The organism is Paenibacillus sp. XP01, assembly GCF_057364885.1.
Map to the genome: position 1 here is coordinate 6,687,727 of NZ_CP139481.1, position 17,481 is coordinate 6,705,207.

Consider the following 17,481-nt stretch of genomic DNA (forward strand, 5'->3'; position numbering starts at 1 on the left):
TTCGCAGCCCGGCTCAAAAGTAGTCTCCGTTCGGCAGTACTTTATGCGGCGCTCCCGCATTCATCAGGCTTGCCCATGCTGCCAGCGTCGGGGTTTCCGCCAAATCCACGAAGCTCACGTCTCTGCCCGCCATGCGGAAGCGCTCGGCCAGGCTCATCATTCGAATCGAATCCAATCCCCACACCTGGATCAGGTCGTCTTGGTCGCCAAGGTGCTCCGGCTGCTCCTGCAGCATTTCCGCTACCTGGCTCCGCAGTTCATGCAGCGTCGCCGATGCGGCCGCATGTACGTCCAGAACCTCGGCGTTCGCAATGGGCGGCTCGCCTGCCAGTCCGCTCTGTCCGCTACCCTTGCTCGCCCCGGTACCGTAAACCGTGCCGGCGGATGAGCCCAGCGCAGCGGCCGCTTGCTGCGTGGTCAGCGTGACCGCGCAGCGCTCGGCAGCATACGTCAGTGCCATGCGATGCTTCTCCGCGGAAAAATCGGCGACCGCATCCGCCACCAGAAACGCCTGGATATCTTTCATGAATGCCTCGCAGGACGTCATCAGGCAGCCGATATGGGCATATATGCCGCAGATGATCAACTGATCGCGCCCCTGCTCCTGCATCCATTCCAGCAAGTCGGTCTTCTGGAAAGCGCTATAACGCCACTTGGTCATCAGCGTATCCTGCGGAGCAGGCGCCAGCTGTTCGATGACCTGCTTTTGCACCGGACCGCCGTCGATGCCCGCCCCCCAGAAATCGAGCTGCAAGCCGCGCTGCTCCGCCGTCTGTCCGCCAGGCTGGGCCGAATACACGACAGGGATGCCGAGCTCGTGACACTTCGAGCGAAGCTGTGTTATATGCTCGATCAATTCGGTAACGGGAGAAGCCCCGGCCGTAAAAGCATCCACGAAATATTGCTGCATGTCATGAATCAGCAGCACTGCGCGTTTCGCATCCGGCGTCCAGGCCACCTTGTTGACAGGAAGCTCCGATTCAGTAGGCATGGCATATGGCTTAATCACTGGTAGTCCCATGAATATCCCTCTTTTCAGCATAAATTTGGATTCATCCATCCATGATCGCATGACCAACGTTTAGGATTGGACAAAGGAAGATGGGTGCAATAACCGCTCGCGCAGCGCCTTTTTGCTGACTTTGCCTACGCCCGTCTTGGGGAAAGACTTCACGAATTCGAAGCGGTCGGGAATTTTGTAGGCAGCCAGCCCGCGTTCACGCAAGAATGAACGTAATTCTATCGCTGTCGGCATGGCCCCATCTTCTCCGTTCGGAACGATAAAAGCGCACGAGCGCTCGCCCAGATAATCGTCAGGCATGGCTACCAAGGCAGCGTCGTGAACCCCTCCATGCGCCAGCAGGTGATTTTCCACTTCCTCCGCAGCCACTTTGTCGCCGCCACGGTTGATCTGGTCCTTCGCGCGTCCCTCGACCACGAGATATCCATCCTTCGTAAAGCTGGCAATATCCCCGGTCCGGTAGAATCCGTCCGCCGTAAAAGAACGGGCATTATGATCCTCGGCTTTGTAATATCCGCGTATCGTGTAAGCTCCCCGTGCCAACAAATGCCCGGATTGCCCCTGTTCTACCTCAACGTCCTCGTCATCCACGATTTTCACCTCGTCGTACGGCGACATCGGTTTGCCCTGGGTATGGATAATGACGTCCTCGGGATCGTCGAGCCGCGTATAATTTACCAGCCCTTCGGCCATGCCGAACACTTGCTGCAAGGTACATCCCAGCACCGGTTTCACACGTCCTGCCACTTCAGCGCTGAACTTGGCTCCGCCCACCTGCAGTACTTGCAGCGAAGGGAATCTCTTCCCTCTCGCGGACGCGGCGTTAAGCCATACGAGCGCCAAGGGAGGCACGAGGGCGGTGATCGTCACTTGGTGCCTGTCAATCAGCGGAAAAGCCTCGTCCGGACTGGAGCCGCGGGACAGCACGATCCGGCCTCCGGCATAGATCGTACCCAGAATACCCGGCGAGCTGAGCGGATAATTGTGGGCGACCGGCAGTACGGCCAAATACACGCTGTCCGGGCTCAAACCGCACACCTCCACGCTTCTGCGCAGACTGTAGATGTAATCGTCGTGCGTGCGAGGGATCATCTTGGGCAAACCCGTACTGCCGCCCGACAACTGCAGGAAGGCCACATCGGAACTGAGCGGCCGCTCCGCTTCCGGCAAAGCGACCGGTTCAACGTACAGATCGGATAGCGCCGTGTATGGACCGGCCTCTCCGGCAACGATGACATGCCGAAGCCCGGGTACCTCCGTCTGAACCTCTCCGGCCAGCCCGCGGTAATCATAACCGCTGTCGATGTCCGGAATGACATATGCCTCCGCTTCGGCAAAGCGGGCAAAATATGCGATTTCGCTTTTCCGATGCAATGGAAGAGCAAATACGGGCAATGCTCCCAACCGAAACAACGCAAATATCACTTCAATAAAAGCCGTGATGTTGGGAAGCTGCACGATGACCCGATCCTGCTTTCGAATACCCATCGCATGAAACCCTGCGGCGAGCCGATTCACCCGTTCATTCAACCCTTCATAAGTTAACGCTCCATCGTCGCCAATAACGGCTACCCGATTGCCATATAATGCCGCGCGCTGATGCAGCATCTCGCCAAACGTGATGCCTTCCCAGCAACCCGCCTGGCGATACTGTTCCGCGAGTTCCTCCGGCCAACCCTGAAATCCTGGCAGCATGCTCATTCCTCCCTTGTAGCTCCTGCTGATTGCAATCCCATCGCACGCAGCATCGTGCCAAATTTCGCCGCAGTCTCCGCAAGTTCTGCTTCCGGCGTGGAGCCAGGGACAATTCCAGCTCCTGCATACAGCCGGAGCTGATAACCTTGCACTTCGGCACACCTGATCGCAACGGCCCATTCGCCATCGCCCCTGCTGTCGCACCAGCCGACCATTCCGGTGAACAGCCCCCGGTCAAACGGCTCTTGTGCCTGAATTTCAGCGCGGGCATCTTCCACGGGCGTGCCGCAAATGGCCGGCGTCGGATGAAGGACAAAAGCCAGCTCCAACGATGTTGTGGCCGCATCGGCAAGCTCTCCGTAAATATCCGTGGAGAGGTGCCACATGGTACTCGTCTGAATGAGCGATGGCTCCTCAGGCACGGTCAGCTCTTTGCACAGCGGGCGCAATGCAGCCGCAACCGCATCAATGACGACGGCATGCTCGTGACGATCCTTGGCTGACGCCAGCAAAGCTTCAGCACGGCGTCGATCTTCTTCCGGGTCACCACTGCGTGCAGCCGAACCCGCCAAGGGATTGACTCTCACCCGCGTTCCGGTCCGGGTGACCAGAAGCTCCGGACTTGCTCCGAGAAACGTCCGTGGCTTGTCTTTATCGCTCACACTATTGACGCGATTATCCGTTGTTACTATACTTTTTAGTAATTGCGATTTACGCATCGGGACGGCAAATGTGTAACCATGCGCATTATCCCTAAAGAGGTTACGCAGCAGTTGATGCGTATCCACCTGCGTCTCCGACGTCACGCACAGGGTGCGTGCCAGAACGATTTTGCTCAGTTCTCCTGCATTCAGACGGGTCAGGACGCTCCGTACGCTTTGTTCATAGACCGCCGCGGCCGGCTCTTCTTCAATGCTGCAATTCCCTGCTGCCGGCAGCCTCTCGCGCATGCGGTCCGAGTCTGCAGGCGGCTCCGCCCACTGCACGCTTTCGGGAACATACAGTTCCACGTCAGCACGCCGCGGATTGAAAGGGATGGCTCCAACCGCAACCGGGTTTACTCCCCCTGCCTGCTTCGCCTCGTTCAGCAGCCCCTGAATCCGATGCAACAGACCTTGAATCGGCTCGTCATACCGCAAGCCGGGATTGGGCTGTTCATCCGTATCCAGAGCATTGCCCCCTATTGACGAAGAAGGCGCATCAGACAACCTTTTCCATTCTCCTTGAGCCAGCATCGTATGCAGCGGCGATGACCAGAAAAAGGATTTTCCTTCTTCGTATTGCTCCAACAGGCGAAGCGCGGAAGTCGCAGCAACAGCACTTGCTTTGGACATTCTCATCATCTCCTTGGATTTGGTTTCAAGCACCAAGTGTGGCGCCTCCATCGATGCGCATGTCATGCATCGTGATATGTCTGGCCTGGTCGGATGAGAGGAAAAGCACCGCATCGGCAATATCCGCCGGATCGGCCAGCCTGTTCAGCGGAATGCCTAATCGATACGCATCCAGCGAGCCGGCAATGGCCGCTTCTGCGCCATGCTCGTCCTTCCACAATAAACGCTGCATCTCGGTATCGGTCGAGCCGGGCGACACCACATTGCAGCGGATATGGTCCCGTGCATGTTCCAACGCAAGGCACTTGGTAAACTGGGTGGATGCCGCTTTCGAAGCCGCATACGCCGACATGTGCATTCGCGGTACGGCAGCGGCGTTGGACCCGACAGTGACGATGCTCCCGCCCCGCCTTGCAGCCATTCTGGCCACAACGGCGCGCGATACGTAAAATACGCCATGCGTATTCACCTCAAAGGTTCGCAACCACTCCTCATCGCTAAGTTGGCCCACTCTGCCCATGTGCAAAATCCCCGCCGCATTCACCAACATGCCAATCGGCCCGAGCTCCTCTTCAATGCAAGCAACGCCATTCTCCACAGCCATACGATCGGAGATATCCATTGGATAAGCGGCTGCCCGGCAGCCTTGAGCACGCAGGTCGGTAACCGACAGCTCAAGCCGTCCTGCCTGAAGGTCAACCGCCGCCACGACTGCTCCCTGTGCAGCGAACGCCTTGGCTACGGCCTCACCGATGCCTTGGGCTGCTCCGGTAACCAATACCACTTTGCCCTCGATTCCCGTATAACTCACCAGACATCCTCCATTTCTCTGTATCGATTCAGCTTCCCGCTCTGATTTGCAGCCCTTATCCCTGCTCGTGTTCCCTCTTCATATCGGTTCCTTCATTTGCGTGTATCCCTCCGCCACTCTCCATCCGCCGCAATTCTCACCTCTCCGGGCTGCAGGCAAAACGGATCGTACGGCTAATCAGAAACGGAAGCACCGAAACATGGTTTTCATCCTCGAACTCGGTATATCTAATCTCCAGCCCCGTAAGCTTTAACGAGGATAAGCGGTCGGCAAGGCTGGCGGCCTTGTCGTTGTTTCGCGCGGGATGGGTTTTCTCATGCTCCCCCATGCCGATCCAGACCCTCGCGTCGACCGGCTCCTCCTTCATTCGTTCAACGAACCTTCGCTCTTCCGACTGCATCACCTCTTGGTTCCAATGGAGCGATGGACTGCCTGCAATGTAGTACCGAAACGCACCCGGCCTCGTAAACAACGCATGGATCACGAAAAGCCCGCCAAGCGAATGGCCGAAAATGGCCTGCCTGTTGCGATCGATCCGGTACTGCTGCTCAATGTCCGGCTTCAGCTCCTGCTCGATAAAATTCAGAAACGCATCCGCGCCCCCCTGTTCCGGAATGGGCGTCCCATCCGACTTGTGGGTGTACGCCGTCGTCGCCTGCGGCGTGAAGTCGTAGTACCGATGCGGAGAAAACGGACCTGCCGTCTCGTAGCCGATGCCTACGACGATCGCAGGAAGGGCTCCGGTCTTTTCCGGCCTGCGGCCTTGGATGCGTACCGCTTCAACCATCGTGCCGAACACGGAGTTGGCATCAAGCAAATAAATGACCGGATAACCATTTGGCGGCGGCGGTTCTGCCGGTTGGTGCACCATGATTCGGTAGGCATGCCTGCCGGATTGCGATGTCATGGTCCATTGTTCGGAACGCGGTACGAGTATGGTACTGCGGGCAATCGGATTAAGGGTTCCGGTAAGGGAAGAGTCGGGTTGAAACGTCATTGCAGGTGGTTCCTCCTTGTGATTCGGCTTATATAAGACAACGATCGTTTATATGAGATTGATTCTCATTACCAATTATAAGAGAGTCATGCAGGAGCTCCCATGGACGATATCCAGAAATGATTTTGACTATCTCCATATCTTGATCCGATCGATTCAAATGCGTGCCTTTTACTTGCATGAAAAAAAGCCCGGCCACAGGCAGACAGAACGGAAAATGCCTTCGTTCCCTCTGCTGTGGGGGCCATTGGTTGTATACCTTGCGATGCTAAGGTCCACGAGATCTCTTGGACCAATCCGAACTTAAGCTCTCCTGATGGTTACTGCTGTGTGACTGCTTTCAACGTGTCGTCAATGACGTGACCGTACGCAATCAGCCCGCTGCCAAGCCATGGCGCAGGATCCACGTTGTACACCTTTCCATCTTTGACTGCAGGCATGCTCTTCCAGACGGCGGTATCGGTCATTTCCTTCATGCTGCCCACGCCTTGTTCCACGGTGAAAATGTAGTCGGCATCGATTTCCGGCAGCACTTCCGTCGATACAATCGCGCTGTTCTCCGTTTCGATCAAAGCAGGCTTACCCAGACCAAGCTGCTGATATACAACGTAGCCGCTGAAATAGTTTCCGCCCATCATGCTGATGCCGCGCGGAGCAAACCGAATGATCGCCGCCTTTTTACCTTCGGCCACTTTGGCGATCTCGGCTTTGGCTGCATTCACCTTGGCATGGTACGTTTCGATGGCCTGCTTGGCTTCAGCCGTCTTGCCCAGCAGGTCACCAATGATCTCCAGCGATTTTTCCACATCGCCCGATGCATTGTTGAACACGTAGGTCGGCGCGATTTTGGAATAGCTCTCATAAACGCCGTTCTCCGCATAGTTGGCCGTATGCAAAATGATGAAATCCGGATTGTACGCCATGAGCGCTTCCGGCGAAGGCAATCCGCTGGAGAAATCGAGGGTTGGCACCCCGCTTAACTGGTCCTGCAAATAAACGTGCCCCTGCGTACCTGCCGCCCATTGGGCTACCGGTTTGACGCCGAGCGTCAGCAGCGAGTCTTCAAGATAGGGGGCAAACACACGCTCCACCTTGGCAGGTACTACGACATCATGTCCCAGTTCATCCTGCACCGTTCGTTCGCTGGCCTTTTCTGCCGGCTGTTCTTCCTCCACAACCGTCTCCGTCGATGCCGGGGTGGTTGCTTCCGCGGTCTGCTGCTCCTTTCGGTTCTCGTCCGACTCGGAACCCGAACCGCAAGCAGCAAGCAATCCTGTCATTAAAATCAACACCAGCGACATCAGGATTCGGGTGCTGCAGAAGGTGCGAGCACCCGACCGATGAACGGATTTTTTTCTCTGTTGAAACATTGGACATCCCCCTTGATAAACATTCTCATTTAGATAGAAGGATTATATGTCATGTCGCCCGGGAATCGCCATGGACGGTATCCAGATGCCGATTTGGACAATATCCCGTAAACATCAGCAGAGCTTCTTCCAGCATACGCATCACCCCGACCGCAGAATAATCAAGCCAGGGGTCGCCTGCGATCAGGTGTACTTTATACTGACGCACAGCCTTGAGCCCGCGCCATGCAGGAGCATGCTGCAAACTGAGCCAATGTGCACGTGAAGCCGCCTCGGGGCACACCATCACCATAATCCGGTCCGGATTCAGCTCTGCCAGCTGCTCTAGCGTCAAAGGGGCGTTTGCCCTTACGTCAGGGAATGTATCTAAACAAAGATCGTGGTACAGCACCTCTCGGATGCCGGGATTGCTATAGAAATATAAATACTGTCCGTAAACACGGATGACGGCGACCTTTTCGCGGCCTACCTCCTTTTGTACGGCTTCGCGTGCCTGGCCCACCCTGCAATCATAAAGTTCAATCCATTGCTTGGCCTGTTCCTCCCGCTCAAGGAACGAGGCAATCGTGCGTAGTTCGCCGCGCCAATCCGGGTTGTTTCTGTGCACGATGCAGCATGGCGCAATTTTCCTCAATTTGTCCTGATCGGCCGCGCTGATCTGGTCCGTGCCGATAATAGCATCCGGACGAATGTGGACCAACCTTTCGACATTGGCATCGAACCGCCAGCTCGTATACGGGTCTGTCAGCTTAAGATGGCACTCGATGTCTGTGCGATGCGCATTATAATAATAAGCCGTCCACTTGGGATCAATGGGTGCGGCGACAGGCATGATTTGCAGGGCAAGCAGTTGTCCCGTCACGCAGGAGGAGCAGATTGCTATCCGTTTGCGAGCCGTCTTGGCATAATCGGAAGGAGACACGCCCACTTCTTTCTTGAACTTCCGGCTGAAATAGAACTCGTCGCTATACCCTACCTTGAGCGCAATGTCCCGCAGCTTGTGGCCTGATTCCTTCAAATAACGTTTGGCCCGGTTGATCCGGAGATCCGTCAAATACTCCATTGCACTCTGCCCGTACGTCTTTTTGAACAGATCCACGAAATATTTCGGGCTGATGCTGGCTTCCTGCGCCAGATCGGCAATCGTCAGCGGTCGGTCGAAGTGCTCATCCATATATGCTTTCACCTTGGCAAGATCCGTCTTGGGGCTGCGGCCGGCAGCAGGCACGGAACCGTCTGACCGCGAACCATCCTCCAGTAACATGTGGCCACTCCTTTCGATCTGCTTGATGAGTATGAAGATTCGATAAAACTGTGATATCATTCATAACGAAAATGATAATCATTATCAATAAAATTATCATATTCTTTTCATCTCAGTCAATCCATATATGGAAAAAATAACACACCTGATGGCATCAGCATCAGAAGCTTACAGGAAAGGGGGACGCGCTGATTTCATCCTCCATGGCTTCATTGTTCTGTGAATTTTGTATTGAATACATATTAATCCATACAGTAAACTCCAAGGTGAACGTTTGTTGAATTCGCCATTAAAGGAGAATCCCTTTAATAATCTCAGCTATTAATGCCAGTAATATGGAAATGAATGAAGGAAAAAGGTTAGAGTTTACTTTGATGACTGGAGGAGAAAGCGATGTCCACGATTAAAGAAATTTCGGAGAAAACCGGAATTACCCCATATACTCTTCGATTTTATGAACGGGAAGGAATTCTGCCATACGTCAAGCGCGATTCGAGTGGCAATCGATTGTATGACGAAGAGAGTATGGAATGGCTGAATTTTATTTTGGCGCTGCGAGCGACGGGCATGCCGCTTGCCGAGATCAGGAAATACGTGGATTTATACCAAGAAGGCGAGAGCACCCTTGAGATACGTAAACAAATGATGCTTATGCACAAGGAAAAAGTGGAGAAGGACCTCTCGGAAACCATTAAATATTTGGAGCAAATCAATTACAAACTGGCACTTTATGACATGCAGGAAAAAGGATTGGCCAAGATGCTGCCCTAGATGTTGGTTTGCAGCATTTCACTCTAAAATGGAGCGCGTTTCCCCGATGGGGACGCGTCTTTTTTGGTGCTTATATTAGAGTAAGCTCTAATATATTTTGCGCTTTTATCCCCTTAAAATTTCCATTTTATGTCCTGTATCATCAAAAATACCACGAATTTATGGGAATTCCGCCTATTCAAATTATTTAATATTCGAGACTTGACTTATATTAAACTCTAATTGATAACCTTGAAGCAAGCCAACGATGAGTGGCTAAACCAAGAACAAAGGAGAAGTACATATGAACACAAAAGTAGCAATCATTACAGGTGCAAGCAGCGGAATGGGAGCGGCCACGGCGAAACTTCTCGCTCAACACAACATTAAAGTCATGCTTGCCGCTCGCCGGGAAGACCGATTGCAGCAGCTGCAAGAAGAAATCCGTAACGCTGGAGGTGAAGCCAGCTACAAGGTGACTGACGTCACTTCGCGTGTTGATCTGGAAGCATTGGCGGATGAAACGATTAAAGTCTATGGACAAATTGACATTTTGATTAATAATGCGGGGATCATGCCTCTTTCGTTCTTCAAAAATTTGAAAGTCGACGAATGGGAGAGAATGATCGATGTGAACATTAAGGGCGTCCTCTATGGCATGGCGGCAGTGTACAAACATATGGAAGAACGTAATGAGGGACATATCATTAATTTCTCGTCCATTGCGGGACATATCATCTTCCCTTCAAGCTCTATTTATAGTGCGACCAAGCACGCTGTAAGGATTTTAACAGAAGGTATGCGAACCGAATTGGGATCCACACAAAATATTCGGACAACACTCATCTCCCCCGGTGCGGTGGAGACCGAGCTCTACGGTACCATTACCGATAACTCCATTTATCCGGCATTGGAGAAATTGGGCAGCCAGGAATGGAGCCAACTTGACCCAAGCGACATTGCGAGAACGATACTATTTGCAATCCAGCAGCCGACTAACGTAACCATTAATGAACTGATTGTCCGCCCCACATCTCAAAGCTTATAACTTTGTGACCGCCAAAAGGGCAAGTAGTTTAAGCTTGCCCGGGAAGGACTTTGTACTAAAAACCTGGTAAGATTTTTGAAAACTGATCCCCGTCTATGAGACTGGGATCAAAACACCTTGCAAGTTAAAGCAGCCAGTCGTCGATAATCAATCGGGGGTATCATGTCAGTAGGGAATCTGGATCCCAAACAACCCCAAAATACAAAGCTAAAGAAATACATAATTACGATTCCAGCGGTAGCCGCGAACATGTCATTTCATAGGATAAAGAGTCAAAATTCACGCTAATTTCAATTTTTGCGACAAAAATTTCAAAATAGTGGTTAACTTCCCTGATTTAAAGTGGTACTATAGGGGTATGAGGAAGAAATTGGGCACTATGACACATGTCTTTTTATCAACTTCGTTCATTTGAACTAACCAGGTTGGCCCTCTTTTTCATACTGAACGCTGTGAAAAGCGCGCATATCGGTCGTTCAGTGATAGTTTTTCAGATTTCCCATCCATTCGACAACAATTGGAAGACCCATTAGAACGAATGTAGTAGTACCATAGATTTACCATAGCAATGCCACATTCCCTTAGCAAGCAAGATTTAAGTTTCAATATAGCCATCCATGTAGCACGAATCAGAGGGACAGATAGCTATCGAATCCAGATCATGTAGCCTGATAACGAGAAGTGGGAATTTATAGCGTTAGAATTCTAGAAATAAGCAAGCAGTCGTCATCAGCCCGGCAGAAGCCAGGGCTTTTTGTCGTGCCTGTATAACCTGGACCACTCCGGCACAGAATCGGAGGTATCGTGGTTCTTTCTGGCGGGTTTATAATATGGCAAGATACCATTAAGGGAGTGATGGGATGTATTCCGATCTGCAGTTGACGGATGACCGCCCTGTATATATACAAGTCAAGGATTACATGAAACGGTTGATGCTCAAAGGCGGCCTGCAGGCGAAGCAAAAGCTTCCCTCCACCCGTGAACTAAGCACCCTCATGAAAGTGAGCCGCAGCACCGTCCTGCTCGCCTATGCCGAGTTGGAGGAAGAAGGGCTGATCTATGCGGTCAAAGGAAAGGGCAACTACGTCAGTCCTTCCATCGGGACCCCGGAAACGGAGACGCCGCCCTGGGAACCGGACTGGTCTGACCGTGTCAGCGACTACGCCGTTCAAGCTGAACAGCTGGACCTGATGAAGCATGGATCCGGGGCGGAGCGAGGCGAAATTTCCTTTACCAGCATCGCCCCGGACGAGAAGCTGTTCGACCTGCATAACGTGAAACGGGCCTTTCTCGACCGCATGTCGCTGGAAGGGGAAGTTCTGCTTAATTACGGGTATGCCAAAGGCTATCGCCCTCTGATGCAATATTTGCTCAGGTACATGGAAAACAAAGGCGTCGATTTGGAAGGCAAAGATATTTTGATCACCAACGGGTTCACCGAGGGTTTTGACCTTGTGCTGAGCGCTTTGCGCAAACGAAGCGGCCGGGCATTATGCGAAAATCCGACGCACCATACGGCCATCAAAAATCTCAGGCTCCATCAGTTTGAGCTCACAGGCGTCGATATGGAATCCGATGGGCTGAATTTAAAGCAATTGGAAAACAAGCTGGCTTCGGATGCGTACGATCTGGCTTATCTCGTCCCGTCCTATCACAATCCGACCGGCATCGTGACCTCACCGGCCAAGCGGGCCGAGATTATCCGGCTTATGAACCAGTACAAGGTGCCGGTCATCGAAGACGGGTTCAACGAAGAACTGCGCTATTCCGGATCGCACGTTTCCCCGCTGATTACAAGTGTTGGCAAAGGCTCTGGACTGATCTACCTGGGCAGCTTCTCGAAGGTGCTGTTTCCGGGGCTGCGAGTAGGCTGGATAATCGCTGATCAAGCATTAATCGACTTTTTGGAAAGCATGAAGCGTGCGCGAAGCATCCATACCTCGACGCTGGATCAATCATTGCTTTATCAATATTTAAGCAATGGCCATTTCGAGAAATACCTGAAACGGGCACGCACCGAATACAAACGCAAATACGAGCTGGTCGTGCGCTGTCTTAAGCAGCATCTGCCCATGTGCAGAATATCCGGGGAAGGCGGACTTCACTTGTTCGTTCAGTTCCCTGAGGCGTTCAGCACGCGAGAACTGCTGGAAGCATGCAAGGCAAAAGGGGTTACCTTTATGCCGGGCGATACTTTTTACTTGGAGGAAGGCCAGGGACAGAACACCATGCGTCTCGGCTTCTCCAGGGTGAGCGACGAAAACATACGCAAAGGCATTCGCATTATCGGTGAAATAGCGGCCAAATGGCGCTGATCCGACATGGGTGCAGAACGTGCACCCGAAATCATAAGGGAGGGCATTACATGAAAGTGGGCGTGATTATGGGCGGAACATCTTCGGAGCGGGATATTTCCCTGCTGACCGGAAAGGAGATGATTGCCCATCTCGACAGGCAAAAATACGAGGTCGTCCCGGTGGAGATTAACAGCAAACGCGATCTCATTGACAAAGCAGCCGGTTTGGATGTGGCCTTGCTTGCTCTCCATGGAAAATACGGGGAGGACGGCACCGTACAAGGCACGCTCGAATCGCTCGGCGTACCCTATACGGGATGCGGCGTGCTCGCGAGCAGCCTATGCATGGACAAAGACTTGTCCAAACGTATTATCCAACATGCGGGCGTAACCACCGGAGCATGGCTGCAAGTGAGCAGCCTGGATGAACTGTCCGGGCCTTCGGTACAACAGCTGTCGTACCCGGTCGTCGTCAAACCCAATTCGGGCGGCTCCAGCATCGGCACGCAGATCGTGCGTGAAGAAGCAGGACTGCGCTCTGCGGTAGAAGCAGCTCTGGCTTGGGACGAAACGGTGATGATCGAGCAATATATCGAGGGCGACGAGATCACCTGCTCCATTCTTGACGGCCGTATGCTTCCGGTCCTGTCCATTCGCACGAACGCAACGTTCTTCGATTATGAAGCCAAATACAGCGACGGCGGGGCCGTCGAACAGGTTATCGAACTTCCGGCCGATCTGCATCAGCGCGTGGAAGCGGCGGCTCTAGCCTGTTACCGGGCCTTAAAATGCAGCGTCTATGCACGCGTCGATATGCTGATTAGGGACGGCATCCCTTATGTGCTTGAAGTGAATACCCTCCCTGGCCTTACCAGCAACAGTTTGCTTCCCAAAAGCGCGGCAGCGGCCGGTTTATCGTTTGCGGGTTTGCTAGATTCCATTATTGATTTATCGTTGAAACAACGGGCGAAGGAGGCTGCATTGGCATGAGTCTGGATGTCAGCATACGGCACAGTACGGAAAACGATATACAGGACATGGTTATTCTCATGGATCAACTTGGTTATCCAACCACCTATGCCGAAATGAGCGAGCGTTACCGCCATCTTGCGTCAGACGCCAACTTTACGACACTGATCGCCGAAGTGCGGGGACGCGCCATTGGGCTGATCGGCCTGCAAACCTCATATATGTATGAAAAAAACGGACGCCATTGCCGCATCATGGCACTGATCGTGCATGATCAGTTCAGAGGTTCGGGCATCGGCACCCGGTTGATTCAAGCCGCTGAGCAATGGGCAGCGGAGCAGGGTGTATTCTCCCTGTCCCTGAACAGCGCCAACCGCGAGGAGCGCCAGGCTGCGCACCGGTTTTATCGCGTGATGGGATACACGGACGGCAGTACCGGCTTCAGCAAAACACTGCGAGTTCCGCAGCACGTTTAACAAATGGATCTTATCCTATTGAAAAGCCCGCTCCCGGACATCATGCCGGAAACGGGCTTCTTTTTTTAATCGTTTTTTTCGCCCGATTTGCATCTTTCATAAGCCGCCAGCAAATCCTCCACAGCTACCCCGTCGATCTTCATGCCTTTCACGCTGCATCCGTCCAGCTGCACGCCGGACAGATCGCAATCCCGAAATACAGTACCGGCAAGGTCGCAGCGCTCCCACTGCATGGGCCTTCTCTCTGCGCCAAGATGCGTATCGCGAAAATGGATGCCATCCAGCGCACCCCATTCCACCACGCTTCCGCTTAAACGCAAATCTGCTAGCAGCATGTCGGTCATGTTCAAATTCGTAAACCGGCTGCCGCTCAAATTGCAATCCGTGACGCGCAGGCGGGACAGATTGCTGCTGCTGATTCTTCCCTCTTCCAAATGGGCCTGTATCCATTCGACGGAGCCTTCATCCAACATGGGTTTCGGAACAGACCGATGCAAACGTTTCTCATACCCATACTCATCCTTGGAGCTATATAACCGCTCATACCCCATCTTCTCGTAAAAGTGGTGATTGTTCGGTTGCCGCCCGTACGTCTCCAACCTCCATACCGCAACCTCGGGATATGCGGCCTCAATAAGTCTCACGACCTGAGCCCCGACTCCCCGGCTCTGCCACGCGGGATCGATAAAGATTTTGTCGAGCCGCGCATAAGCACGCCCCAACACCTGTACGCTCACTCCCCCGATCAGGCAATCGCCCAGTTCGACCGTAAAGTAATCCCACTCGCGAATGACGTAACGATGCATGTGTACCGACGAATAGCCGGGCGGACACAGGTTGGGGTCCAGATCATCCGGCCCTTTGGACCATTCTTTCATTGCTTGGTCAAATGCACGGGTACAAGTCTCCGTCAGCATGGCTGCGTCTTCCATCTGCGCTCGGCGCAGACGTACCCGTGCTGGCGGTTGATCATTGCCTGTCTGGCCTGATTCCTTGCCGATCAGTTCAAAATAATCATAATCCGCTCCATCGGCCAGCCTTCGGCGTGAAACCAATCGAAAGCCCGCGTGCTCCAGCACCTTGCGGGAGGCCATGTTAAATGGTTTGACGATGCCTACGATTCGTTCCAAACTCGTATGCTCGAACAGATGTCGGCTGATGGCACGAACCGCCTCGGTCATGTATCCCTTTCTCCGATGATCACGGGAAATCGCATACGCGACTTCACGGTCGGAAGCGTCCAGCATGTCGTTGGGAAATACGCCGCACCAGCCGATCACGCGTTGATCCACATTGTGAATCACTGCCAGCATTACACGCACATCTCCCGGATCGAATTGCTCGTAACTCCCAATCACAAACTGCAGGAAGCCTTTCAGTTGCTCGACAGTCATCTTCCACTCGGGCAAAACATTCGTAATCTCCGGTTGGGCAATCAGGCACAACAGCTCGGCTTGATCTTCCATGGTAAAAGGACGAAGCGAAATATGGTTGCTCTGGATAAACAAATGATGGTTCATATACAAACACCTCTGGGGATTATTTTGGTGATGACGCAAAAAAGGCACCTCCAATCGAGGTGCCCCCTTCGTTTCATCGTTTCAGAAACGCCGAGGTTCCTCGTAACGGGTAAAAAAGGACACACGTATCCCGTAGACCAATCCACGGAATTTTTTAAATGTGCACTTCATCGCCATTACAAGAAATCCGGCATATTCCGAAATCCCCTTTCATGAACATCATTTCAAATGAAATCAAATCTTACTTGCGTTCGATCCAAAGCCAACCTGCATCGTCCTCCGTCACTGTTGCGCCAAGCGATTCGGCTGCAAACTGGAGCGGCACATAGGTTTTACCATCTCTGCCTACAAAGGCAGATCCCGTCATTCTCACTTCTTTCCCCGCTACGGTTGCCTGATCCGAATTCAGAGTCAAGATAACCTCATTCCCGGTAATGTCGTCGATGACGACGATTCGATCCGATCCTTTGGTCCACTTCACTTCGGCATCCAACTGCTCGGACAGGTAACGAACGGGAACAAACGTGACTCCGTCAACGTCGACTGCACCCGAATATTCGTCATCCGTTTGGAGCATAACCGTTTTGCTTGTAATACCTGCTTCGTTTTTGAGCAAGTCATAGATGACGGAATCCGACTCGAAGTTGCGCAGGAATTGGCCTGGCGTAATGCCCGAATCTTCCACATCGATCACGCCGTTCGTTGTATCGACCGCATTGACCGCAACCGCTCCGCCAATGTTCCACATCTCGCTCACGCTCGACAATGTCGCGGATTTAATCGGCAGGAACTCGGAAGCCGGCAGCGCCACTTTCAAGTCAAGGCTTTGCTTGCGGATGTTCTGCGCACTGTCCAGATAGAGGTCCAGCTTCAGTACGGTGTCTTTGCCAAGCACCGTCTTCAGTTCAGGCGTGTCCGCGAGAAGCTGCTTCAGCCCCTCATCGTAACTTGCGAGCAATTCATCCAAGCCTGCTTTTACCATGCCGTACATTGCCGTTACTGCCGCATCGCGGGATTCGGGCACGATCGCAGCAAAAGCGTCATCTCCGGCGCCCTCCACCGTATTCACGGCTTTAATCACCGGATAGAATACGTCATACAGGTCGCCAATCAGACTCTTGAGTCCTTCTTCATCCTTCGCCACACTGGTGAGGAACGGCTTAACCAGCGCCAGCAGTTCTTCGCCGTTAATCTCCACGTGCAGTTTGGAAAGGCTGAGCGATTCCCCGTGAACCTTTTCCTGTACAGAATTCACGGAAATGTTTGTTGGATTGGACAGATGTTTCAGCATAAATGCCAGCATTTTCGGAGAGAGCTCCTCGATTTGCTTCTCGAACGCAGCCGTATCCAAACCGAGCAGGGCATCATTGCCTGCAAGCGATATGTAGAGCGGCTTTTTCGCGCCATCTACATCAAACACGATGGCCGACTCGTCCATCGACAGATGGAAAGGCAGCTTTTTGTCCTGAATGCTCAGCGCGCCCTCAATGGAGGCCGTCTTGGAATCTTTCAATTTGGCATCCGTAATATTCAGGGATAACGAATTAATCAGTTCTATCATCTCAAGGTCATCGTCCGAATCGATCCATTCGGATGCCGGTTCGAGCTTTATGTTCAGCGTTTGATTGGATTCAGCGGATTTCACTGTTGCATTGTTCTCAATGGCTTTACCAACGTCAACCCCACCTACGGCTTGGCACCCCGTAAGCGTAACCATAATCAAAATGAGCGGTATGGCGATCCATTGCGCAAATTTGCGGTTAATAATACGATCTCCTCCTTTTTCATGGGCGAAATGTCGTTCATTTCTATTATGGAGGCAGAGGTAATTGTTGTAAATGATATTGATGCAAAAATTCCAAAAAAAGTTAAACATCCGGCGATCATGTGAACGAATCGGGATAATACGCAATGGATCAGATCCATTCAT

14 protein-coding genes are annotated in these 17,481 nt (G+C 52.7%); 5 read left to right on the forward strand and 9 right to left on the reverse strand.

Annotated elements, in window-relative coordinates; all coding sequences use genetic code 11:
* Nucleotides 1-13 precede the first annotated feature (13 nt).
* From SNR34_RS30080 to SNR34_RS30110, 7 genes are all read right to left on the reverse strand, one after another.
* On the reverse strand, nt 14-1,021 hold the full coding sequence (locus SNR34_RS30080) for an isochorismatase family protein (protein WP_486180822.1): 1,008 nt from the start codon (nt 1,019-1,021) through the stop codon (nt 14-16).
* A gap of 60 nt (nt 1,022-1,081) precedes the next feature.
* Nucleotides 1,082-2,716, reverse strand: coding sequence for a (2,3-dihydroxybenzoyl)adenylate synthase (locus SNR34_RS30085; RefSeq protein WP_486180823.1), 1,635 nt, complete (start codon nt 2,714-2,716; stop codon nt 1,082-1,084).
* 2 nt (nt 2,717-2,718) lie between these two features.
* A complete protein-coding gene (gene dhbC / locus SNR34_RS30090) occupies nt 2,719-4,050 on the reverse strand; it encodes an isochorismate synthase DhbC (RefSeq protein ID WP_486180824.1) in 1,332 nt (443 codons plus the stop codon).
* Nucleotides 4,051-4,075: 25 nt separating this feature from the next.
* Nucleotides 4,076-4,861, reverse strand: coding sequence for a 2,3-dihydro-2,3-dihydroxybenzoate dehydrogenase (locus SNR34_RS30095; RefSeq protein ID WP_339275234.1), 786 nt, complete (start codon nt 4,859-4,861; stop codon nt 4,076-4,078).
* Nucleotides 4,862-4,997: 136 nt separating this feature from the next.
* Nucleotides 4,998-5,858, reverse strand: a complete 861-nt coding sequence (locus SNR34_RS30100; protein ID WP_486180825.1) for an alpha/beta hydrolase — start codon at nt 5,856-5,858, stop codon at nt 4,998-5,000.
* Nucleotides 5,859-6,178: 320 nt separating this feature from the next.
* Nucleotides 6,179-7,228 carry an ABC transporter substrate-binding protein gene (locus SNR34_RS30105; RefSeq protein ID WP_486180826.1) on the reverse strand — a complete coding sequence of 350 codons (1,050 nt, stop codon included), beginning with the start codon at nt 7,226-7,228 and terminating at the stop codon, nt 6,179-6,181.
* A 49-nt stretch (nt 7,229-7,277) separates the two neighbouring features.
* The gene (locus SNR34_RS30110) at nt 7,278-8,492 is read right to left on the reverse strand and encodes an AraC family transcriptional regulator (RefSeq protein ID WP_486180827.1); all 1,215 of its coding nucleotides are present in this window, start codon (nt 8,490-8,492) and stop codon (nt 7,278-7,280) included.
* Between the two features lie 393 nt (nt 8,493-8,885).
* On the opposite strand from SNR34_RS30110, the gene SNR34_RS30115 reads away from it, so the two are divergent.
* The 5 genes from SNR34_RS30115 (at nt 8,886) to SNR34_RS30135 (ending at nt 14,031) form a co-directional block, all read left to right on the forward strand.
* Nucleotides 8,886-9,263, forward strand: a complete 378-nt coding sequence (locus SNR34_RS30115; protein ID WP_236413458.1) for a MerR family transcriptional regulator — start codon at nt 8,886-8,888, stop codon at nt 9,261-9,263.
* A 283-nt stretch (nt 9,264-9,546) separates the two neighbouring features.
* On the forward strand, nt 9,547-10,290 hold the full coding sequence (locus SNR34_RS30120; protein ID WP_339275244.1) for an SDR family oxidoreductase: 744 nt from the start codon (nt 9,547-9,549) through the stop codon (nt 10,288-10,290).
* Nucleotides 10,291-11,150: 860 nt separating this feature from the next.
* The gene (pdxR, locus tag SNR34_RS30125) at nt 11,151-12,605 is read left to right on the forward strand and encodes a MocR-like pyridoxine biosynthesis transcription factor PdxR (RefSeq protein WP_486180828.1); all 1,455 of its coding nucleotides are present in this window, start codon (nt 11,151-11,153) and stop codon (nt 12,603-12,605) included.
* Nucleotides 12,606-12,655: 50 nt separating this feature from the next.
* Nucleotides 12,656-13,576, forward strand: a complete 921-nt coding sequence (locus SNR34_RS30130) for a D-alanine--D-alanine ligase (RefSeq protein ID WP_236413464.1) — start codon at nt 12,656-12,658, stop codon at nt 13,574-13,576.
* Complete coding sequence (locus SNR34_RS30135; RefSeq protein WP_486180829.1) at nt 13,573-14,031, forward strand: GNAT family N-acetyltransferase; 459 nt, start codon at nt 13,573-13,575, stop codon at nt 14,029-14,031. The genes SNR34_RS30130 and SNR34_RS30135 overlap by 4 nt, the downstream gene beginning before the upstream one ends.
* Nucleotides 14,032-14,096: 65 nt before the next feature.
* On the opposite strand, the gene SNR34_RS30140 is transcribed toward SNR34_RS30135, so the two are convergent.
* Both SNR34_RS30140 and SNR34_RS30145 read right to left on the reverse strand, forming a co-directional pair.
* Nucleotides 14,097-15,551 carry a GNAT family N-acetyltransferase gene (locus SNR34_RS30140; RefSeq protein ID WP_486180830.1) on the reverse strand — a complete coding sequence of 485 codons (1,455 nt, stop codon included), beginning with the start codon at nt 15,549-15,551 and terminating at the stop codon, nt 14,097-14,099.
* A gap of 241 nt (nt 15,552-15,792) precedes the next feature.
* The gene (locus SNR34_RS30145) at nt 15,793-17,481 is read right to left on the reverse strand and encodes a copper amine oxidase N-terminal domain-containing protein (protein ID WP_486180831.1); all 1,689 of its coding nucleotides are present in this window, start codon (nt 17,479-17,481) and stop codon (nt 15,793-15,795) included.